The sequence below is a fragment of the Bacillus sp. FSL K6-1145 genome (genome assembly GCF_038003425.1).
Taxonomy (GTDB): Bacteria; Bacillota; Bacilli; order Bacillales; family Bacillaceae; genus Bacillus; species Bacillus pumilus.
Genome location: NZ_JBBOPC010000001.1, coordinates 1972514 through 1992933, shown reverse-complemented (window position 1 = coordinate 1992933; position 20420 = coordinate 1972514). Strand labels below are relative to the sequence as shown.

22 protein-coding genes are annotated in these 20420 nt (G+C 40.7%); 16 read left to right on the top strand and 6 right to left on the bottom strand.

Going from position 1 to position 20420, the window contains the following annotated elements; genetic code table 11:
• Positions 1–130 precede the first annotated feature (130 nt).
• From MHH41_RS09870 to MHH41_RS09860, 3 genes are all read left to right on the top strand, one after another.
• A complete protein-coding gene (locus MHH41_RS09870) occupies positions 131–3730 on the top strand; it encodes a dynamin family protein (protein WP_340866254.1) in 3600 nt (1199 codons plus the stop codon).
• A gap of 41 nt (positions 3731–3771) precedes the next feature.
• The gene (locus tag MHH41_RS09865; protein WP_050943884.1) at positions 3772–4035 is read left to right on the top strand and encodes a YpbS family protein; all 264 of its coding nucleotides are present in this window, start codon (positions 3772–3774) and stop codon (positions 4033–4035) included.
• Between the two features lie 274 nt (positions 4036–4309).
• Positions 4310–5197: a 5'-3' exonuclease gene (locus tag MHH41_RS09860; protein WP_050943885.1), complete on the top strand. Its 888-nt coding sequence runs from the start codon at positions 4310–4312 to the stop codon at positions 5195–5197.
• 16 nt (positions 5198–5213) lie between these two features.
• On the opposite strand, the gene MHH41_RS09855 is transcribed toward MHH41_RS09860, so the two are convergent.
• Genes MHH41_RS09855 through MHH41_RS09845 form a run of 3 tightly spaced genes read right to left on the bottom strand, consistent with a single transcriptional unit; the run spans position 5214 to position 6470 of the window.
• Positions 5214–5339 (bottom strand): hypothetical protein, encoded by a 126-nt coding sequence (locus MHH41_RS09855; protein WP_003215584.1) that lies wholly within the window; start codon positions 5337–5339, stop codon positions 5214–5216.
• A 44-nt stretch (positions 5340–5383) separates the two neighbouring features.
• Positions 5384–5779, bottom strand: a complete 396-nt coding sequence (locus MHH41_RS09850) for a reverse transcriptase-like protein (RefSeq protein ID WP_003215503.1) — start codon at positions 5777–5779, stop codon at positions 5384–5386.
• Position 5780: 1 nt separating this feature from the next.
• On the bottom strand, positions 5781–6470 hold the full coding sequence (locus tag MHH41_RS09845) for a queuosine precursor transporter (protein WP_003215661.1): 690 nt from the start codon (positions 6468–6470) through the stop codon (positions 5781–5783).
• Between the two features lie 93 nt (positions 6471–6563).
• Between MHH41_RS09845 and MHH41_RS09840 the strand changes: the two genes are divergently transcribed.
• The 3 genes from MHH41_RS09840 (at position 6564) to MHH41_RS09830 (ending at position 7771) form a co-directional block, all read left to right on the top strand.
• Positions 6564–7235: a ribonuclease H family protein gene (locus MHH41_RS09840; protein ID WP_050943886.1), complete on the top strand. Its 672-nt coding sequence runs from the start codon at positions 6564–6566 to the stop codon at positions 7233–7235.
• 1 nt (position 7236) lies between these two features.
• Entirely contained in the window at positions 7237–7419 is a 183-nt protein-coding gene (locus tag MHH41_RS09835; RefSeq protein ID WP_003215998.1) for a zinc-finger domain-containing protein, read from the top strand.
• Positions 7420–7588: 169 nt separating this feature from the next.
• Positions 7589–7771, top strand: coding sequence for a hypothetical protein (locus tag MHH41_RS09830; RefSeq protein WP_003215507.1), 183 nt, complete (start codon positions 7589–7591; stop codon positions 7769–7771).
• Between the two features lie 45 nt (positions 7772–7816).
• Here the strand turns inward: MHH41_RS09830 and cspD are convergent, their stop codons facing one another.
• Positions 7817–8017, bottom strand: coding sequence for a cold-shock protein CspD (cspD, locus tag MHH41_RS09825; protein WP_003215784.1), 201 nt, complete (start codon positions 8015–8017; stop codon positions 7817–7819).
• Between the two features lie 259 nt (positions 8018–8276).
• Between cspD and MHH41_RS09820 the strand changes: the two genes are divergently transcribed.
• Positions 8277–8978, top strand: a complete 702-nt coding sequence (locus MHH41_RS09820) for an AIM24 family protein (RefSeq protein WP_050943887.1) — start codon at positions 8277–8279, stop codon at positions 8976–8978.
• A gap of 33 nt (positions 8979–9011) precedes the next feature.
• Here MHH41_RS09820 and MHH41_RS09815 read toward each other — a convergent pair whose 3' ends face one another.
• Together MHH41_RS09815 and metA are read right to left on the bottom strand one after the other, a co-directional pair.
• Entirely contained in the window at positions 9012–10163 is a 1152-nt protein-coding gene (locus MHH41_RS09815; RefSeq protein WP_003215454.1) for a diglucosyl diacylglycerol synthase, read from the bottom strand.
• A gap of 228 nt (positions 10164–10391) precedes the next feature.
• A complete protein-coding gene (metA, locus tag MHH41_RS09810) occupies positions 10392–11300 on the bottom strand; it encodes a homoserine O-acetyltransferase MetA (RefSeq protein WP_003215782.1) in 909 nt (302 codons plus the stop codon).
• Positions 11301–11438: 138 nt separating this feature from the next.
• On the opposite strand from metA, the gene MHH41_RS09805 reads away from it, so the two are divergent.
• The 9 genes from MHH41_RS09805 to MHH41_RS09765 all read left to right on the top strand — a co-directional run bounded on the left by MHH41_RS09805 (position 11439) and on the right by MHH41_RS09765 (position 20411).
• Complete coding sequence (locus MHH41_RS09805) at positions 11439–13121, top strand: formate--tetrahydrofolate ligase (protein WP_050943888.1); 1683 nt, start codon at positions 11439–11441, stop codon at positions 13119–13121.
• A gap of 74 nt (positions 13122–13195) precedes the next feature.
• Positions 13196–13678: a glutathione peroxidase gene (locus MHH41_RS09800; RefSeq protein WP_003216059.1), complete on the top strand. Its 483-nt coding sequence runs from the start codon at positions 13196–13198 to the stop codon at positions 13676–13678.
• A gap of 13 nt (positions 13679–13691) precedes the next feature.
• Complete coding sequence (locus tag MHH41_RS09795) at positions 13692–14303, top strand: HD domain-containing protein (protein WP_050943889.1); 612 nt, start codon at positions 13692–13694, stop codon at positions 14301–14303.
• Positions 14304–14333: 30 nt separating this feature from the next.
• Complete coding sequence (locus MHH41_RS09790; protein WP_003215956.1) at positions 14334–15470, top strand: conserved virulence factor C family protein; 1137 nt, start codon at positions 14334–14336, stop codon at positions 15468–15470.
• 306 nt (positions 15471–15776) lie between these two features.
• A complete protein-coding gene (gene ilvD, locus MHH41_RS09785) occupies positions 15777–17453 on the top strand; it encodes a dihydroxy-acid dehydratase (protein ID WP_050943890.1) in 1677 nt (558 codons plus the stop codon).
• 81 nt (positions 17454–17534) lie between these two features.
• On the top strand, positions 17535–17969 hold the full coding sequence (locus MHH41_RS09780) for a BrxA/BrxB family bacilliredoxin (RefSeq protein ID WP_113387095.1): 435 nt from the start codon (positions 17535–17537) through the stop codon (positions 17967–17969).
• A 66-nt stretch (positions 17970–18035) separates the two neighbouring features.
• Entirely contained in the window at positions 18036–18824 is a 789-nt protein-coding gene (locus MHH41_RS09775) for a class I SAM-dependent methyltransferase (RefSeq protein WP_340866253.1), read from the top strand.
• A 435-nt stretch (positions 18825–19259) separates the two neighbouring features.
• Positions 19260–19865, top strand: a complete 606-nt coding sequence (locus MHH41_RS09770) for a YpjP family protein (RefSeq protein WP_003215665.1) — start codon at positions 19260–19262, stop codon at positions 19863–19865.
• Positions 19866–19883: 18 nt separating this feature from the next.
• Entirely contained in the window at positions 19884–20411 is a 528-nt protein-coding gene (locus tag MHH41_RS09765; protein ID WP_003215861.1) for a phosphatidylglycerophosphatase A family protein, read from the top strand.
• Positions 20412–20420: the final 9 nt, after the last annotated feature.

Below are 20420 nucleotides of genomic sequence, written 5' to 3'. Positions count from 1 at the left end.
CAGTCAACTGCGACTGATCGGGTAGCAGATTTTTTTTATTTCCTCAGATCAGAAGAAAAATCTCTTTATTTTGTGTAAAATGGTATCACATACATAACTGACTTTTCTAAAAACAAAGGGGTTTATCGTCATGAAAGACTTGTCTATTCGAGATTCGCTCGTTCAAACTACAGGAGCTTTATATCAAAGCTTTCTCAAAAGGGATGATCATGAGCGCGCTGCCAAACTTGCATCGATTATCAAAAAGGAAGCAGAAGAAGAAGTATATATCGCATTTACCGGCCACTATTCTGCTGGAAAGTCATCACTTGTGAATCATCTGCTTCATGATCACATTTTGCCAACGAGTCCAATCCCAACAAGTGCAAATTTGGTCGTCGTGAGGAAAGGGGAAAGTGAAGTGCAGCTTCACACCTCTGATGGCCGTTTTGCAAAAATGAGCGGCTCCTATGATAAAGAAGCAGTACAGCGTTTCTGTAAGGATGGAGAACAGATTGAGATGGTGGAAATTAGCGGTGACTATAGAGGCCTTGAAGAAAAAGTGGCACTGATTGATACGCCAGGAATTGATTCAACGGATCATGCCCACTTTATGTCTGCTGCGTCTATTCTTCATCAAGCAGATGCTCTTTTTTATGTCGTTCACTACAACCATGTTCATTCTGAAGAAAACATTCGTTTCATTCGCTCCATCAAAGAAAAAGTGCCAAATCTCTATTTCATCGTGAATCAAGTGGACCGGCATGATGAGCATGAGACAGCATTTGAAGACTACAAAAATCAAGTGGTTGACATGCTCCTTAAAGAAGGCATTGAAGAAGATCATCTATACTTTACATCTGTAACCGATGAGACGCATCCAAGAAATGAAATGATTCGTTTAATCAAAAAACTGCAAGAATTACAGACGTTGCCGAAAGCCTCACTTCGGGCTTATACGGAGCAGAAAATTGAGCATGTCTTAAAAGAACACATTGACTCGATAAAAGAAGAGCTGCAAGGTGAGGAGCTTGAGTCACAGCTCCAAGAAAAAAGAAAAGAAGTAAAGGATTTGGAAGCGAAAAATCACTTCATTGAAAATGGAGCCAAGCAGTTAGAAGAAGAAGTATCTACTGAAGTCGAGAGCATTTTGAAAAATGCCAACCTAACTCCATTTAAAATGAGAGAACTCGCAAGCGACTATATTGAATCAAAAGCACCTGGCTTTAAAGTGGGACTGCTTTTTGCTAAAAATAAAACTGAGCAGGAAAAAGAAAAACGGGCAACTGACTTCTTAACAGATGTCAAAGCGAGAATGAAGGCAGAAGTGGACTGGCATATTGCTGAGCTACTAAAAAAAGAAGTCAAGAAACATCAGCTTGGTGAAGAGTTATTAAATCAAGTGATGGCGTTTGAAACACCTGTACAAGAATCACTTCTTGAAAGTGTGATTCATCATGGAGCAATGTTCTCCAATGAATACGTACTGCAATATGCAAAAGATGCTGGCGAAGCCTTGAGAAGACAGGCTAAGCAGCAAGCGATGCCACTGATTGAACAAATGGTGGAGTCGCTGAAAGCCAAGCTTATGGAAGATCAAGCAGAGCAGCAAGAAAAATGGGTTCAGTCTGCAAAAGAGCTCCAAACACTCGAGCAATGCACCAGAAAAAATGAACAAATGAAGCGAGATATTCAGCATGTATGGGATATTTGGCAAAATGGAACGGATGAACAGATCGAAGAAGATTGGTTTTATGCGAAAAAGAGACAAATGCAGCATGATCTGCTAAAGCAGGAGCAAGCGACCATTCATCCTGAAGAGAGCGACCAAGAAAAACCGAACAAGCAGATAGAGCAGCCTCAAATGCGTCAGTCACAGCATGTCACGACGGCACAGTCGATTGACCAGTTTGAGCAGCTTTCTCAGATTTTATTGCCATTAGATGCGCTCCAATCTCAAAGAAAGTCCTTTGAAAAACGAACAAAACGGCTGCAAGCGAAAGAATTCACACTCGCTTTATTTGGGGCTTTTAGTTCGGGGAAATCTTCCTTTGCAAATGCACTCGTCGGGAGAAAGGTGCTGCCATCCTCTCCCACACCAACAACGGCAACCATTAACAAGCTAACGCGGCCGACGGAAGATCACCCGCATGAAAGTGTCAAAGTGGTGTTCAAAACAGAACAGGATATATTAGAGGAGCTCAATCAGATCCTTGGATTTCCGATCTCAGAAGAAAAAGGGGAGGCGTTTACATCCAAGCTCAAACGAACGCTTAAAAAAAGACAGCTTGAACAAGATCACCGCGTCATTGTTGAACATTTTTTACAAGCACATACCCATTTCCTTGATCACATTACTAAGCAAATGCCGCTTCATGTCACCCTTCAAGAACTGAGACCATATGTGGCGGAAGAAGCTGTTTCTTGTGTGGTGAAGGAAGTAACGGTTTATTTGAGTACACCTCTAACAGATAAAGGGCTGACTATTGTTGATACGCCAGGCGCTAGCAGTATGAATAAGCGTCATACAGAGATCGCCTTTCAATATATGAAGGACGCAGATGCGCTTCTTTATTTAACTTACTACCAGCACTCTTTTTCGAAGGCAGATCGGTCATTTTTACGTAAGCTTGGGCTTGTAAAAGATTCATTTAGCATGGATAAAATGTTCTTTATTATCAATGCAGCTGATCTCGCAAAGGATCAAGCAGAGCTTGACACCGTCTTTGACTATGTGAAAAATGAGCTCACAAAAGAAGGGATAAGAAACCCAAACCTTCATCATGTATCCAGTAAGGAAGAGATCGAAGGAAAGGGAGAGACAGCTTATAATCAATACGCAAAGCTTAGAAAGCAGCTCGACTATTTTATAGAGGAAGAATTAACGAAAGATGCGATCGAGCTGTTATATTTTGAAGCACGTACGTTATGTAGAACGGTCGACAAACTGCATGCGACGCTGCATCAGTCAGAAGATGAGAAGCAAGCGGAAAAGAAAAAGATAGACGCATCCTATGAAGCGATTCTTGATCAAATGAGTCAGATAAAACAATCTAAGCTAGTGACAGAAAGCGTGAAAAAGGACTTACATGAACAGCTCTATCATATTGTGCAGCGCCTCTCATTATTTGCGAATGATCTCTTTAAGACAGCCTTTTATCCTGGAATATCTCAAGGGAATTTCGGACAGCAATTGAAAAAAGCACTTGAGAAGGCACTAAAGGATTATGAATTTGAATTTGTACAGGAGTTAAAGGCGCTTGATATCCGAATGGAATCGTTTATTCATCAATACTTCCAAGAGGAGTGGGAGAAAGGATTGCAGGCGGCATGTGCAGAAGACCCTTACTTTTCTCTCTCACTGTCGCCGCCTGAAGAGAAAAATGCTGAGCTGAAACAAATTGAAATCGAAGCTGAACTAACGCCATTCGAACCGCTCTTAAAGAAACAAAAATCACCGAAAGTTTTCTTTGAACAGAGTGGAAAGGCTGCGTTTATTGAAGCGATTCGAGACATTCTTCATCAGTTAACCACGAAATGGGCTGATAAAGAAAAAGAAGAATTACTGAGCAGGTACGACATGATGGTGAAGACGTTTACGGAAAGATACGAAACAGAAGCGCTCGAGCAGCTAAGTGAACAAAAACAAACATTTATCACGAGCCTAACGACAGATGCCAAAGAGCAGGCCGTCATTGAACAAGTTTATGAACAAACAGAAGAATGGAAGAACCAGTTGAAAACCATTTGATTCATGGTAGACTAAATAAAAAAGAAAGCAGTTGATAGAAAATGACGAGCGTACACGAAGAGATTTCAGCACACTCACAAAAGCAGCATGCTCATATTCAGTCCTTTCTTGAGCTTGAACAGAAAAGAGAACAAGCAATAGAGATGGCTGTTGTCAAATGTGAGCAAAACGAGCCATTTACAACAGACGAGATCAACGCCATTACGTCGAAGATGAATGAGCTTGCACGAGGCGGTATTGTTCCGCTTCGTAAGCTTGTGACGAATGATATGGTCAGAGAGTATGTCGAGCAGAAACAGAAGTAAAGAGTAACTTTCTCTTTTTTGGTCATCTTAATGAATGTACCGAGAAAGGGGAATGATCATGAAAAAAAAGCAACAGACAAAGCAGCAGGATGAGCGTGACCCTAAACAAAAAGACATGCCGTCCTATGCAGAAGCAGAAACGAAAAAAATGCAATACGGTCAAAAGTAAACGGGCTGCCTCTTCTTTTGTAAAAGAAGAAGGCGCCTTTTTCATGTCCAGTTTTGTGTTCTGTGATAGAATGGGAGTATTGTTTTGAAAAGGGAGTTTAAGAGAATGAATAAACACGTACTGCTTGTAGATGGAATGGCGCTTTTGTTCAGATCGTTTTATGCGACGGCTGTCCATCGCAATTTTATGATAAATGACCACGGTGTACCAACAAATGGAGTGAATGGCTATTTGAAGCACTTATTAACAGCTGTACAGACATTTGAGCCAACTCATATTGTGTGCTGCTGGGATATGGGAAGCCAAACCTATCGAAACGAATTATTTCAAGATTATAAAGCAAATCGAGGAGAGGCGCCTGTCGAGCTCATTCCGCAATTCGATTTAGCAAAAGAAGCTACAGAAGAACTAGGAATTGTGAACATTGGTTTAAAGGGCTTTGAAGCAGACGATTGTATTGGTACACTTGCTACGCTTTACCAAAAAGAAGCACGCGTGACTGTCCTAACTGGTGACAAAGATTTGCTGCAAATTTTGAATGAACAAGTGACTGTTGCCCTGATGCAAAAAGGAATTGGCAATTATAAGCATTATACAAAAGCCTTATTTGAAGAGGAAATGGGAATCTCGCCAAAGGCACTCATTGATATGAAAGCACTCATGGGTGATGCAAGTGATAATTATCCAGGTGTCAAAGGAATCGGAGAAAAAACTGCTTTAAAATTTATTCAAACATATGAAACGATTGACGGTTTGTTAGAAAATGTCCATGAACTAACGGCTACGCAGCAAAAGAAAATGCAAGCAGGATTAGAAGATTTGAAGCTTTCTCGTCTATTGGCAGAGATTAAATGTGATGTCCCGCTCAGCTGTCCAATGGATGAGACGAAAATGAACATCAATCAAGAACGTGCTGCTGCTATGCTGAGGCACCATCAAATCAAAGGAATCGAACCGATGATGAATCGTTTAAGTACAATAGAGATCAGCTAAAGCCGATCTCTAAGGTTCATCTTTTTGTATTGCTTTTCTTTGCTCTATTTTCCAGCTGAGATAGTGGCTGTTTATCTTTTGTTTGCGCATCACCTTGTGGGGTTGTCCCATTTGTGACACGACCTTTATTTTCTTTATCCAATCAGTATCACCTCACACACATTAGCATAACCGAAAAAAAGCGATTCATCCTTTAGATAGGTGAATCGCTTTTCTGGCGAGCTGATCTGCTATTTGGTTTTCCTTACTCGGAATCCATTTAATAAAAAATAAATCAAACTGGCTTTGAAGCTCGATCATCTCTTTGATAAAGTGCTGAAAGGCTGGATTTTTAGCAAATCCTGCATTGGCTGCGCGGTCAACTACTTGTGAATCTGTTCGAAATGAAACGGTACGCAATCCTTTTTCTGCGCATATTTTCATCCCCTCGATCAGAGCAGAAAATTCTGCTTCGTGATTGCTCATGGGTTCAAGAGGAATGGAGAAGGACTCAGCCTTTCCATTATATTTGATGAAAATGCCGATGCCAGAGGGACCCGGATTCCCTGCACTCGCACCGTCAATGTATATTTCTGCTGGCACATCATTTCACCCTTTCATCAAGCGGAACCATTTTTTTCGCTGCATACGCGTAAGGTGTTGCAATCGCAGCGACGATAAATTTAATGACATATGTCGTGATGAAGATTTCTATCCATACATGAAATGGATACGTGCCAAGAAAGGCAATGGTCGTGAAAATCAATGTATCAAGAAGCTGGCTAATCATCGTACTTCCGGCATTGCGCACCCAGAGCGCGCCATCGGAAGGAAATATGCGGCGAATAAACGAATATACATAAACATCTAGCATTTGACTGATGATATAAGCAGCGAGACTGCCAAGTGCAACCCTTGGCATAAAGCCAAATATGGTTTCCAGCGATGATTGTGAGATATCAGATGGAGCGGGATGGAAAAGCAAAGCTTCCTGCATGACAACAGTTAGTGTTAAAAGGGTAGCAAAACCAATCCAGACAGCTTTTCTCGCTTCATTTTGTCCATATTTTTCATTCAATACGTCCGTTGCAAAGAACACACTGCCATATAAAATATTTCCAAGTGTTGCCGTTAGGCCGAATAATTCAACGGTTTTGACAACTTGTAAATTTGCGGCAACCGTCGCAAAGCCAATCCAGACAAAAAGGCCCATCTTGCCAAATCCTTTATAAAATAGAAGAACAATGATAAAATTAATGATCGCAAATAAGATCCAAATACCTTCATTAAACAAGTGACATGAACTTCCTTTCTCATTGTAAATGTAACTTTTTGATTATAGCATAACGTATGTTTACCTTAAAAGCACGGGAAGGCGATGTGATCAATGAAACTAAGAGCACACTACACAATGAAAGTGAAATCAATTGGGTCCATTGCTTTTTACCAAGAAGATTGGTTGGAGCTAAAAGAGGCCTTGAGGTTAGCAAAACATATTGACAAAAAAGAACCACAGTCACTTCTGTCATTTGAAGATGAAAAAGGGGCTATGTGGTCTATAAAAGAGCTTGAAAAGCTAAATGAAGAATTAAAGCTTGAACCTGATCAGCTTCAAGTCTATTTTGATGCAAGTTTTCACAAAGAAACCGGTGACTCTGGTCTTGGTGTTGTCGTCTACTATAAGCTAGGAAAAGACGCTTATCGATTGAGAAAAAATCAGCCTTTCCAAGGGAGTACCAATAATGAAGCAGAGTATGCGGCTTTATTTGAGGCAGTAAAAGCTTTAAAAAACCTGGGGGCAAGCAGAAATTCTGTCACGATTAGAGGAGATTCACTTGTTGTCATGAATCAGTTAAAAGGAGAATGGCCTTGTTATGATGATGTACATAACAAATGGCTTGACCGAATTGAAGCGGCTTTAAAAGAGCTGAAGCTGACGCCAACCTATGAAGCCATCGATCGGAAACAAAATGCAGAAGCGGATCAGCTTGCAAGACAGATTCTTGCAGACGTCCCAATCGAAAGTACATTGAAATTAGAAGCAGACGGAGCTGAATAATGTGGATAAAAAAACAGCAGTACAAGAATTGACCGATCTTCAAGACACGTATTGTTCAGATTGTTTGATTAAGAAGCATTTTCGAAAAGAATTTGGCAAAAAATATGCCCATTCCTTTTGTATACAGCAATGCACTGTTGGAGAGAAAATAAAAGAATATGGCCAAACGCTGCTCAAAAAATAAACGAACGGACCGGTTTTCCCTGCTCAAACATTCGCTCTTGAAAAAAAACGGATAGAATGTGTAAAAAAAGAACATATTCCGAAAAATGAGCCGATATAACTATAGAAAGTTTTGGTTGAGTTACTTTTTGACTAAGTGACGGATATTAGAGGAAAAGGGGAAGGCCGGTATGAATAATAAGGAGTTCGAAACGGTATTACATCGAACATTTCAAGAGGTGTACAGCGATCTAGAGCAACTTGTAGATGTAGCAAAGAAGGGAAGACCTTTTCTCGAAAAAGATATCTCTGAAATTGAACAACGACTGAAGCAAAATATTTTAGCAATTGAAATTCAGCTGAAAATCAAATAAGAGAGGCATAAGCCTCTCTTTATTTTGCATCATTGATTTAGTTGATTAGATTTTTGTTACGTTTGCAGCTTGAGGTCCACGATTACCTTCAACGATTTCAAAAGAAACTTCTTGTCCTTCTTCTAAAGACTTGTAACCGTCACCTTCGATAGCTGTGAAGTGAACGAATACATCGTCTCCGCCTTCAACTTCAATGAAGCCGAAACCTTTTTCATTATTGAACCATTTTACTTTACCGTTTTGCATATTGCTTTTTCCTCCTAGTACTGTAGCATACCTTTTGGCATACTAAAAAAAATTTTCATCACCTAACGACTTTGCAGTTGTTAAATGATGGTTCCACTATACACCATCAAAAGTAAAGCGTCAAGCGGGAGAGCCAAATTTTGAGCAGAATGTTTGATTTTTTTTGACAAATAACAATAATAGCTAAACCGTCCCCATTTTCTGAAACTTTATGCACAGTTTGTCCGTATATAAAAAAAATACAGAAAGAGGTGCTATCATGAATCGTTATACACTCGAAGAATTTGTTCAGAATACGCAGCAGGAAGATAAGGGAGAAGGGGTCTTCGAACTTGAAACATCAAGACTTTTAGAAATTAATTTGACTGATACCATTTGGGCAAAAACAGGTTCCATGGTTTCGTACCGAGGCAAAATCAAGTTTGAACGTGAGGGCGTGTTTGAACATGGCGTCTCAAAGATGTTTAAAAAAATGCTGTCAGGAGAAGGCACTTCACTCATGAAGGCAACAGGTGATGGGAAATTATATGTAGCAGATCAAGGCAAAAAAATCTCAATTCTTCGTTTGGCTGAAGGCGAATCCATTTTTGTGAATGGGAATGATTTGCTCGCATTTGAACCTTCAGTCCGCTGGGATATCAAATTGATGAAAAAAGTGTCGGGGATGCTTGCAGGCGGATTATTTAATGTCAAATTAGAAGGACCAGGCCTTGCTGCGATTACGAGTCATTATGAGCCGCTCACATTGATTGTTCAGCCGGGTGACTCTGTCTATACAGATCCAAATGCGACAGTTGCATGGTCAGGGGATTTAAAAACTGAATTTGTGACAGATGTTTCATTCAAAACCTTTATTGGCAGAGGAAGCGGAGAGTCTATTCAAATGAAATTTAGCGGAAGCGGCTTTGTTGTCGTGCAGCCGTTTGAAGAAGTGTACACAACAAATGGAAATCAAGGATAAAGAAAAAAGGTGTCCGTCATTGACGGACACCTTTTATGATAATGCGCGAGCATACGTTTTGTTATTCGTGATGATATCTGATTGCTCAACGATATCTTCCAAAATGGTTTGAGAAGAATGCTTTAAGTGAAGATTTTTCATGTTTTGTTTCATGGTTTCTAACTTTTCTTCATCTTGAAGCAAGTTGGTCACAGATTCTAAAATGTCTTCATGTCTGTTGATGACGATGGCTGCCCCATAATCTTCAAAGAAATGAGCATTTTCCTTTTCTTGTCCAGGGACAGGCTTGTAAAGAATGACTGGGACGCCGATTGCAGTTGCTTCTGTTAAAGTAATGCCACCTGGTTTTGTGATCATACAATCTGTTACTCTGAACAATTCATCAATTTGTTCCACATATCCAAGCGCCTTCAATTGATCTGGATGTGCTTGTTCAAGATCGCTTAGTGATTGTTTCAGCGCTGCGTTCTTTCCGCATACAACAACAATTTGTACTTCACTGTCTAGAAGCAATGCTTCACATAATTCCTTGACATTTTTCAGTACACCATGAGCACCGGCCATAATCAGAAGAACTTTTTTGTTTGATGATAATCCATATTTTTTATAAATCTTCGATTTTGGCACGTCTGCTTCAAATTGTGGTCTAATAGGAATGCCTGTCACTTTGACATCGCTTGGATGTGTGCCGATTTCCACTAATTTTTGTTTCACATAATCGGTTGCAACATAGTACCGGTCGATGTTTTCATGTACCCAAATCTTATGAAGACAGAAATCTGTCATGACATTAAATGTCGGGATGACTTTTCCTGTTTTGTTCCGGTATTCAGGAACAACAATCATCGGGAATGTAATAATAATCATATCCGGATTGTGTAATTGAATAAGTTCATCAAGACGCTTATTTCCCATTTTTAAATAAATGTTAAATTTGCGTTTATTGTAAATTTTATCTACACCGTAATAAAACAAGCGATAAAATTGTTTCCCAATGGAAAAGCTCTTCAAGTATAAATATTGAGTCACTTCCGACACAATGGGGTTTGATTCTTGATACAAATTAGAAACTACAACATGCTCAAAGCCTTGAGATTTGCACTCATCATACAGTGTTTTAGCCACCTGCATATGTCCATTTCCATAATTTGCGGTCAAGATTAATATTTTTTTATTGGTATTCAAGAATATTCACCTCAAATGTAATCAACAACAACAAAACTTCGTACGAAAACTATTAATCTCATAGGTCTACATATACATAAAGATAACATATAAACAGTCAGAGCATATCATTCGTTACGAAAGAATTAAACTAATTTTAAAAAACAACAAGACTAAATTGATAATGGAAGACAGAGCCATTTGTATTTTAACACATTTTGGCCATTTATCATCAGACTACAGTCTATTTTATTCCCAAACGTATGGTGTTTCTTGATAAACATAATAATTGAGCCAGTTCATAAACAGTAAAGTGGCATGGGCTTTCCATCGATTCACTGGGACTAATGTGTCACCATCTTCTATAAAATAGTGGACAGGTTTTTGGACTGTATCATCCTTCAACAAATCTCTTTCATATTCCTGCTTCAATGTGTCCGTATCATATTCAGGATGTCCAGTTAAAAATACTTGTTTATCATCATCTGAAACAATTAAACAAACACCCGCTTCTTCAGAGACACTCAATACTTTCAAATTCGGCGTGTTTTTTAATTGTTCTGTATTAATATCTGTATGCCTCGAATGTGGGACATAGTATACTTCATCGAAACCTCTGACTAATCTTTCTTTTTTCTCTTTCACAAGATGCTCAAATACACCAAATTTTTTCTCAGCAAGCTTGATTTTCTCAATACCATAATGGTGATATAGGCCTGCCTGTGCACCCCAGCAAATGTGAAGAGTAGACGTCACATTCGTTTTACTCCAGTCCAAAATGTCCTGCAGCTCTTTCCAATAGGATACTTCTTCAAAAGCTAAATGCTCAATTGGTGCGCCGGTGATGATCATTCCATCAAATTTCTTATGGCGAATCGATTCAAAGGTCGTATAAAATTCATCTAGATGCTCTCTCGACGTATTCTTCGGTGTATGCGTACTTGGAATCAAAAACGTAAAGTACACTTGCAAAGGAGAATTTCCGAGCATTCTTAGCAGCTGCGTTTCAGTTTGTATTTTTTTTGGCATTAAATTTAAGATCACGATATTCAAAGGACGGATATCTTGCTTGAATGCCCTTGTCTCATCCATGACGAAAATGTTTTCGCTCTCTAGTATTTGTTTTGCCGGCAGATGAACTGGTATGTTAATAGGCAACTCGCCACCCCCTGAACCAAAGATAATTTCATTTCATTATAGGAACTTTCTGGCGATATTTCAATGTTTCAATTATGTTACAATGAAAAACAGAGCAAAAACAAAGCTGTTTCTCGAAAAAAAGGAGGCCGTTTATTTATGATCACAAAGCATTTATCAGATATTGACATCGCCCAAAAGGCAAAGCTGAGACCTATTCAAGACATCGCAGCAAAGCTGCAAATACATGACGAAGAATTAGAATGCTATGGTTTCACAAAAGCGAAAATATCTTTGACTATTTTTGACCGTTTAAAAGAACAAAAAGAAGGACATGTGATCCTTGTCACATCGATCAATCCAACGCCAGCAGGTGAAGGGAAGTCTACCGTCACAGTCGGGCTCGGTCAAGCCTTCGAAAAAATAGGGAAAAAAGCAATCATAGCAATGCGAGAGCCTTCATTAGGTCCTACAATGGGTATAAAAGGCGGTGCAGCAGGTGGAGGATATTCACAGGTGCTACCAATGGAAGAAATCAATCTTCATTTTACAGGAGATTTTCATGCCATTACTTCTGCACATAATGCCTTATCTGCGTTCATTGATAACCATATCCATCACGGAAATGAACTTGGCATCGATGCGCGCCGCATTGTATGGAAGCGAGTGCTTGATTTAAACGATCGTGCTTTAAGACAGGTCGTTGTCGGACTTGGTGGACAGGTAAATGGGTATCCTAGAGAAGACGGGTTTGACATCACGGTTGCCTCCGAAATGATGGCCATCCTTTGTTTAGCAGAAGACTTAACCGACTTGAAAAAACGTCTTTCTTCTATTGTTGTTGCCTATAATCAAGACGGGGAGCCAGTCACTGTTGGTGCACTTGGATATGAAGGTGTTCTGACGTTACTTTTAAAAGACGCACTCAAACCGAATCTTGTACAAACGATTGAAGGAACTCCGGCCCTCGTTCATGGCGGTCCTTTTGCCAATATTGCGCATGGATGTAATAGTTTAATTGCAACTAAAATGGCGGCGAAATTAGCCGATTATGTCGTAACAGAAGCTGGATTTGGAGCAGATCTTGGAGCAGAAAAGTTCCTGCACATTAAAACAAGAGCTGGTGATTTCAAGCCTGGTGCAGTTGTCATTGTGGCGACTGTCAGAGCATTAAAGATGCATGGCGGAATGAAGAAAACAGAACTCAAAGAAGAGAATGCACAAGCTGTATTAAAAGGTATACATAATTTAGAAAAGCATATTGAAACCGTCCAAGCCTTCGGTCTTCCGTACATTGTCGCAGTTAACAGATTTATCACTGATACAAAAGAAGAGATTCAAGCGATAGAAGATTGGTGCCACGCACATGGCCACCCAGTCCAAGCTGTGAATGTATGGGAAGAAGGAGGAGAAGGCGGGACAGCACTTGCCGAAGAACTCGCAACACTTATTGAAAAGAAGAAGAACAGCTTTTCCTATTTGTATGAAGAGCATGATTCCATCGAAGAAAAATTATCTAAAGTTGCCAAAGTGGTTTACGGAGCAGACGGGGTCACACTCACTTCAAAAGCAAGAAAACAGCTGGCAGCCATCGAGGAAAACGGCTGGGGGCATTTACCGGTTTGTATGGCAAAAACGCAATATTCACTTTCAGATGATCCAGCTTTAATTGGGAGGCCTAAGGGCTTTACCATTACGATTCGTGAGTTAAAACCATCTGTAGGAGCAGGATTTATTGTTGCTTTAACTGGAAGCATTTTGACAATGCCTGGATTACCTAAAAAACCAGCGGCGCTCGAGATGGATTTATTAGAAGACGGCAGTGTGACAGGACTCTTTTAACCGGAAGCATAAAAAGCGATTTTATAAAAGAAGCATGTTACGATAGGAAAAAGTGAATCCTAGGAGGCTAAGAGATGTCAATTTATGATATTCAGGTCAAGACCATTAACGGTCAAGAAAAATCAATGGCAGATTACAAAGGAAAAGTACTCATTATTGTCAACACAGCAAGCAAATGTGGACTGACTCCTCAATTTAAACAACTGCAGGAGCTATATGATCAATATCATGAAAAGGGCCTTGAAATTTTAGGATTTCCATGTAACCAATTTATGAACCAAGAACCAGAAGGAGAAGAAGCCATTCAAGAATTCTGTTCTTTGAATTATGGGGTGACCTTCCCTATGTTTGCGAAAGTAGATGTCAATGGTGACAACGCGCACCCGCTCTTCAAACATTTAACAAGTCATGCAAAAGGTGTACTTGGCACAAAAACAGTGAAATGGAATTTCACAAAATTTATCGTGGATCAAAACGGAGAAGTCACTGAGCGGTTCTCTCCGAAAACATCACCAAAAGAATTAGAAAGCTCCATCATCGCTCTTTTGGACAAATAAGGTGCTCACCGTCATGCAGAAAAAACAATTGGAGGCAGCTGCCTCCTTTGTTTCAGATCGGCTGAAATATGAACCGACTGGACACGATGCGGCTCATATTGATCGTGTGCGGCAGCTTGCCTGCCAGATTTCTAATCAGGAAGGCGGCTCTCTGTTTGTGATCGAAATGGCAGCGATTGTTCATGATGTCATAGATGAAAAGCTGCCGGGTGAATGGAAGCTTTCACCAAAGCAGCTTGAGCTTCAGCTCCTTTCTTGGGAAGTTCATACGCGAGATATTCGTTATATCATGGACATCATTACAACGATGTCTTTTCGTCATCGACATAAGCAGAATAGACCAATAACGTTAGAAGGGGCCATTGTTCAAGACGCAGATCGGCTCGATGCGATAGGAGCAACCGGTATTGCGAGGGTGTTTACTTATGCAGGCGCAAAAGGGGAACCCCACTATACAAAGGACACGCAGCAGGGCTCCGTGCTAAAACATATGGAAGAAAAACTGCTCAAATTAAAAGACTTAATGAACACTCGTTCTGGAAAGCAGCTTGCTGAGGAGCGGCATGATTTGATGAGCCTATTTATCAAGACATGGAAAGAAGAATGCGGCCTTACAGATGAGTAGGGTCTTTATGTGTGTAAGGAGGATGTATAGATGAAAATAACAGCGATAGAACCGACGCCAAGTCCAAATACGATGAAGGTCATTTTGACAGAAGCACTTGCCGGCGGGAAAAGCAACAACTACAAAAAGGATCAAAAAGACGAAGCGCCAGAGATGATTAAGCGTATTTTGAACATTGAAGGTGTAAAAGGTGTTTATCATGTCGCAGATTTCTTAGCGGTTGAGCGTAATGCAAAGTTTGACTGGCAGGGCATTTTGCAGCAGGTCAGAGAAGCCTTTGGTCAAGAAACAGAAGGCCTTCAGGAAGGGTCGCAGTCTGGCGGTGACACATTTGGCGAAGTCAAAGTGTTCATCCAAATGTTTAATGGGATTCCGATGCAAGTCAAATTAACGGACGGTGAAAGAGAAGAGCGGTTTGGCATGCCTGAACGCTTCCAAGCAGCCATTTTAAAGCTCAGAAGCAGTTCAGACAATGTCGTATTTGAACGTGTGTGGAAAGAACATGGCGTTCGTTTTGGTGACTTTGCAGATATCGGCCAGGAAGTGACAGAAGAGCTCCAAGCAGCCTATGATGACGAACGTTTAGCCCGCTTAACAGAGGCAGTCAAAGAAGGACAAGAAGCTGTAGATCGACAGGTGAACCGAAAGGCATATGATGTGACAGAAGAAATGCTGCGCGAGGAAGATTGGAAAAAGCGTTTTGCCCATTTAGAGCAAATGCAGCCAGAGCAAAAGGATATACCTGTTTTAATGAAAGCAATGGAGGACCCTAAAACATCGATTCGCAGACAAGCCGTTGTGAATGCTGGAATGATTGAAGATCCTGCTATTCTGCCTATTTTATATAAAGGGCTTAAAGATAAAACAGTGACGGTCCGCAGAACCGCTGGAGACTGCATTTCAGACCTTGGTGACCCGAGTGCTATAGAAGCAATGATCGAATCATTAAAGGATCCAAGTAAACTTGTTCGCTGGCGTGCAGCGATGTTTCTTTATGAAGAAGGTGACGAAACAGCACTTGACGCATTAAAAGAAGCTGAGCAAGACCCTGAATTTGAAGTCAGCCTTCAAGTGAAAATGGCGATTGAGCGCATTGAGCACGGAGAAGAAGCGAAAGGCTCAGTATGGAAGCAAATGACAGAAAGTAGAAAAAATGCATCAGAATGATGAGACTTATGAGCAAGCTGCCAATGATAGGTAGCTTGTTTTTCTAAAATCATAGACAGAAAAATTTTTTTAGAAAAATTATTTTGAATATTGTTGAAATATACGAAAAAACTCTATATAGTAGTACCAATATAGAATATTGGAGGTCAGATTTTATGACACGAACCATGCTGAACACTAGCTTCAGCAGCCATGCTGGTCATCGGTCATTCATCGGTGGCTAAATAAACAGAAAATTTGTAAAATAAAATCAACTCAAAATCATACAGTCAACAAGACTTGTAGTATAGGAGGCTTTTTAAACAGATGGCAGAACTTCGTAGTAATATGATTAAACAAGGAATTGACAGAGCACCTCACCGAAGCTTACTAAGAGCAGCGGGAGTAAAGGATGAGGACTTCGGCAAGCCATTTATTGCTGTTTGTAATTCCTATATTGATATTGTCCCAGGACATGTCCATCTTCAGGAATTCGGAAAGATTGTGAAAGAAGCCATTCGTGAAGCTGGCGGCGTCCCATTTGAATTTAATACGATTGGGGTCGATGATGGAATTGCGATGGGCCATATCGGGATGAGATATTCACTACCAAGCCGTGAAATCATTGCTGACTCTGTCGAAACCGTTGTATCTGCTCACTGGTTTGATGGAATGGTTTGTATTCCTAACTGCGATAAAATTACACCGGGGATGATGATGGCAGCAATGCGTGTCAATATTCCGACGGTCTTTGTCAGCGGTGGACCGATGGAAGCGGGTAGAACAAGTGATGGCAGAAAGATTTCCCTTTCTTCTGTATTTGAAGGCGTCGGTGCTTACCAGTCAGGTAAAATTAACGAAGAGGAATTAAATGAATTAGAACAGTTTGGCTGTCCGACCTGCGGATCTTGTTCAGGTATGTTTACAGCAAACTCAATGAACTGTTTAGCAGAGGCACTTGGAATTGCTCTTCCTGGAAATGGAACGATTTTGGCGACATCACCAGAGCGAAGAGAATTTGCGAAAAAGTCAGCAAAACAACTAATGGAGCTCATTAAAAAGGATATTAAACCACGTGATATTGTGACTGAGAAAGCAATTGATAACGCATTTGCATTAGATATGGCACTTGGTGGTTCAACGAATACAGTTCTTCACACACTGGCGATCGCAAATGAAGCAGGTGTTGAATATTCACTTGAACGCATCAATGAAGTAGCAGAGCGTGTGCCTCATTTATCAAAACTTGCTCCAGCTTCGGATGTTTATATTGAGGATTTACATGAAGCAGGCGGTGTCACAGCTGCGCTAAATGAATTGTCCAAAAAAGAAGGCGCCCTTCATTTAGATACAATGACCGTCACAGCGAAAACGATGGGTGAGAACATTGCAGGTCACGAGGTTAAAGACTATAACGTTATTTATCCAATCGACAAGCCATTTACTGAAAAGGGCGGCTTAGCGGTTTTATTTGGAAACCTTGCGCCAGATGGAGCCATCATTAAAACGGGCGGAGTACAAGATGGGATCACACGTCACGAAGGACCTGCGATCGTATTTGAATCCCAAGAAGAAGCTCTTGAAGGCATCATTAATAGAAAAGTAGAAGCAGGACATGTTGTCATCATTCGCTATGAAGGACCTAAAGGCGGACCTGGTATGCCAGAAATGCTTGCTCCTACTTCACAAATTGTCGGGATGGGTCTTGGACCAAAGGTAGCTTTAATTACGGACGGACGTTTTTCCGGCGCTTCTCGCGGCTTGTCTATCGGACACGTCTCTCCTGAAGCAGCTGAAGGCGGCCCGCTTGCCTTTGTTGAAAATGGTGACCATGTCGTGGTTGATATTGAGCAGCGCATTTTAAGCGTAGAGGTTCCAGAGGAAGAATGGGAAAAACGAAAAGCGAACTGGAAAGGCTTTGAGCCAAAAGTGAAAACGGGCTATCTTGCCAGATATTCAAAACTTGTGACATCAGCCAACACAGGCGGAATTATGAAAATTTAATCTGAAATAGAACATTTGAAAATTGGCTCTCTCTATAGTATCCTTTATTCACAACATAAGGATTTTAGAGGGGGCTTTTTTATGTCAATGGCATATGAAGAATATATGCGCCAGCTCGTTGTGCCAATGCGCCAAGAGCTGACAAGTGCAGGATTCCAAGAACTGACGACGGAAGAAGAAGTAGAACAAACGATGCAAGAGGCTGAAGGAACAACATTTGTTGTTGTTAATTCTGTATGCGGCTGTGCTGCCGGCTTAGCACGCCCAGCAGCGACTCAAGCTGTGATGAAGGCAGCAAAAGCGCCAGACAAAATCGTCACAGTATTTGCTGGGCAGGACCGGGAAGCAACAGCAAAAATGAGAGAATATTTCACAGGTGAAGAGCCATCATCTCCTTCTATGGCCCTTTTAAAAGGAAATGAACTCGTTCATTTTATCCCGCGTGACGAAATTGAAGGTCGTGAAATGGAAGATATCATGAAAAATGTCTTAACTGCATTTGAAAAACATTGCTAATACACGTGTTGAAATGCCCTGTAACTAGATCAGGGCATTTTTTCTTGATCATGATGGAGGAACAGTATGCTCATTACAACAAGCTTTAGAGCAAATGAACAAACGATTGAAACAGCGAAGGCTCTTGCAGAGGATTTACATGGTGAGTATGTAGAAAGACGCAAACAATCTGTCAAGCAGCTTGCGATGAAACGAGGAGATGTCCTTGTTGTCGGAAAAGAAAGATTTGAATGGTATCAGCCAAATGGTGAAAAGTTCTTCTTTCATCCAAGCTCAGCGATGTTCAGGGTGAAGCGGCTCTTGCACGAAGAAAAGGATCCTTTAATTGAAGCAGCACAGCTAAAGCCGGGAGATTCCTTTTTAGATTGCACACTTGGCTTAGGGTCTGATGCGATTACTGCAAGCTGTGCGACAGGCAGGAATGGACAGGTCGTCGGTATTGAAAAGAATCCCATTACGGCGTTACTAGTGAAAGAAGGACTGAATACATGGGAGACGGGGATAGAGGAAGCTGATGAAGCGATGAAACGGATTTCTGTTATCAGTGGAGACAGTATCGAGCAGCTAAAGAAGTATCCTGACTGTTCATTTGATATCGTCTATTTTGATCCGATGTTTGAGGAAACGATCCAAGAATCTACAAGTATAGCGCCGCTACGTCATGCGGCAGAGCACGACTTTGATCACGAAGCAGCCGTGCAAGAAGCATTAAGGGTGGCAAGAAAAAGAGTGGTGTTAAAAGATCATTGGAAAAGCACACGATTTAAAGCGGACTCTTACCAATTTCACGTCATCAAACGAAAAACAGCCCAATTTCATTATGGGTATATCGAGAAAGAAAAAAGCCCTCTCTAAGGGCTTTTACAGCATGTAGACAAACCCTCGCATTCGGTGTCAGGTCTGCGCGCCGGTGCTCACGAATGTCAAATTCGCTCCGCTCCGGTACTCGTCCTTCCTAGGACTGCAAAGGCTTTCTATCACGCTGTAAAGAAGACAAAAGGCTAAATTCAAGATCATTTTAGCCCTTTGTCAACAATTTGAAAAAGCCCTCTCTAAGGGCTTTTAATCTGTAATCTCCATATAGACAAAATAAAACAGTGTCAGCAAGGAAGCTGTGACGAAAAAGCCTTCAAGCATACCCATTCCTCCCAAATTTTAGTTGTCATTACTGTCATTGTAAACGTTTTATTATGAAAAAGAAAGTCTCAAATCAGTGACCAAATTGAATGACTGAAAATTCATTATATGCTAGAATAGCAGTATGATAACTTATGGAAGGAATTAGATATCATGAAGATGTGGATGAGAAAAACGCTTGTTGCGCTCTTTACCATTGCAACTTTTGGTTTGGTTTCTCCTCCGTCGGCTTTGATGACAGACAAGCCATCTGAACTTTCTTCACCTGATAAAACGCCTTATACAGCGGTTTATGATACATCAGGCTGGGAACGATCGCAAGAGGCAAGCAAAGAGCAGGTAGACCCCTTTGAGCAATATAAGGAAGAGGTTCTATCAAGTGCAGAAAATCAGTCATTTCTCAAATTCGGCCGTAAAATCACACCTGTCATTGAAGACGAGTACAGAGAAGAGATTCAACCGAAAATTGAACAAGTGTTAACCGATGTTTTAACAAATTTCAAAGATGACGAAAAATTTCAAGATGTTGTGTTAACTGATCAGCCTTCAAGCGGAAATGGCGAAAAAATCTTTCACATCTACAACCGGAAGACTGGAGAAGATTTGCTCCGTTTTCATGTGAGAAGAGATCAGCCGCCACACAGCGGATATTGGTTTAACTTTCACTACCATACAGCAGAAGATGGATTCCAGACGCATCATGAACTCGGTAATATTTACTGGGACAAAAACACCCCGCCGAGCTGGATGAGCCACTAGAAGGAGATGTCATGCCAATTGAAAAAGTATACAATGAACGAAATGGTGCAGATTACAAAACGAATGTTAAACGAACGCGGAGTGAAAATTGAAGATATTGCACACATTGTGCTAAAGCTTCAAGAAAAATATCATCCAAACCTTCCACTTAGTGTCTGTATTGAAAATGTTGAAAAAGTGTTGAATAAAAGGGAAATTGTCCATGCGGTTTTAACAGGACTTGCCCTTGATCAGCTGGCAGAAAAAAAGCTGTTGCCAGAACCTTTGCAGCACTTAGTTGAAACAGATGAGCCGCTATATGGAATTGATGAGATTATTCCGCTTTCCATTGTCAATGTATATGGATCAATCGGCTTGACCAACTTCGGTTATTTAGATAAAGAGAAATTTGGTATTATCAAGGAATTAGATGAAGGTCGTCCAGGTGAAGTGCATACCTTCCTTGATGATCTTGTCGCCGCGCTTGCCGCAGCAGCAGCTAGCCGTATTGCTCACTCACACCAAGATATTAAGGACGAAGAGCAGGATCGAGTGAATCAAGTATAAAAGAAAAAC

Bases quoted from the DNA above. Each gene is read 5' to 3' on its own strand.
- MHH41_RS09870 (WP_340866254.1), top strand. From the start codon at position 131: ATGAAAGACTTGTCTATTCGAGATTCGCTCGTTCAAACTACAGGAGCT.
- MHH41_RS09865 (WP_050943884.1), top strand. From the start codon at position 3,772: ATGACGAGCGTACACGAAGAGATTTCAGCACACTCACAAAAGCAGCAT.
- MHH41_RS09860 (WP_050943885.1), top strand. From the start codon at position 4,310: ATGAATAAACACGTACTGCTTGTAGATGGAATGGCGCTTTTGTTCAGA.
- MHH41_RS09840 (WP_050943886.1), top strand. From the start codon at position 6,564: ATGAAACTAAGAGCACACTACACAATGAAAGTGAAATCAATTGGGTCC.
- MHH41_RS09830 (WP_003215507.1), top strand. From the start codon at position 7,589: ATGAATAATAAGGAGTTCGAAACGGTATTACATCGAACATTTCAAGAG.
- cspD (WP_003215784.1), bottom strand. From the start codon at position 8,017: ATGCAAAACGGTAAAGTAAAATGGTTCAATAATGAAAAAGGTTTCGGC.
- MHH41_RS09820 (WP_050943887.1), top strand. From the start codon at position 8,277: ATGAATCGTTATACACTCGAAGAATTTGTTCAGAATACGCAGCAGGAA.
- MHH41_RS09805 (WP_050943888.1), top strand. From the start codon at position 11,439: ATGATCACAAAGCATTTATCAGATATTGACATCGCCCAAAAGGCAAAG.
- MHH41_RS09800 (WP_003216059.1), top strand. From the start codon at position 13,196: ATGTCAATTTATGATATTCAGGTCAAGACCATTAACGGTCAAGAAAAA.
- MHH41_RS09795 (WP_050943889.1), top strand. From the start codon at position 13,692: ATGCAGAAAAAACAATTGGAGGCAGCTGCCTCCTTTGTTTCAGATCGG.
- MHH41_RS09790 (WP_003215956.1), top strand. From the start codon at position 14,334: ATGAAAATAACAGCGATAGAACCGACGCCAAGTCCAAATACGATGAAG.
- ilvD (WP_050943890.1), top strand. From the start codon at position 15,777: ATGGCAGAACTTCGTAGTAATATGATTAAACAAGGAATTGACAGAGCA.
- MHH41_RS09780 (WP_113387095.1), top strand. From the start codon at position 17,535: ATGTCAATGGCATATGAAGAATATATGCGCCAGCTCGTTGTGCCAATG.
- MHH41_RS09775 (WP_340866253.1), top strand. From the start codon at position 18,036: ATGCTCATTACAACAAGCTTTAGAGCAAATGAACAAACGATTGAAACA.
- MHH41_RS09770 (WP_003215665.1), top strand. From the start codon at position 19,260: ATGAAGATGTGGATGAGAAAAACGCTTGTTGCGCTCTTTACCATTGCA.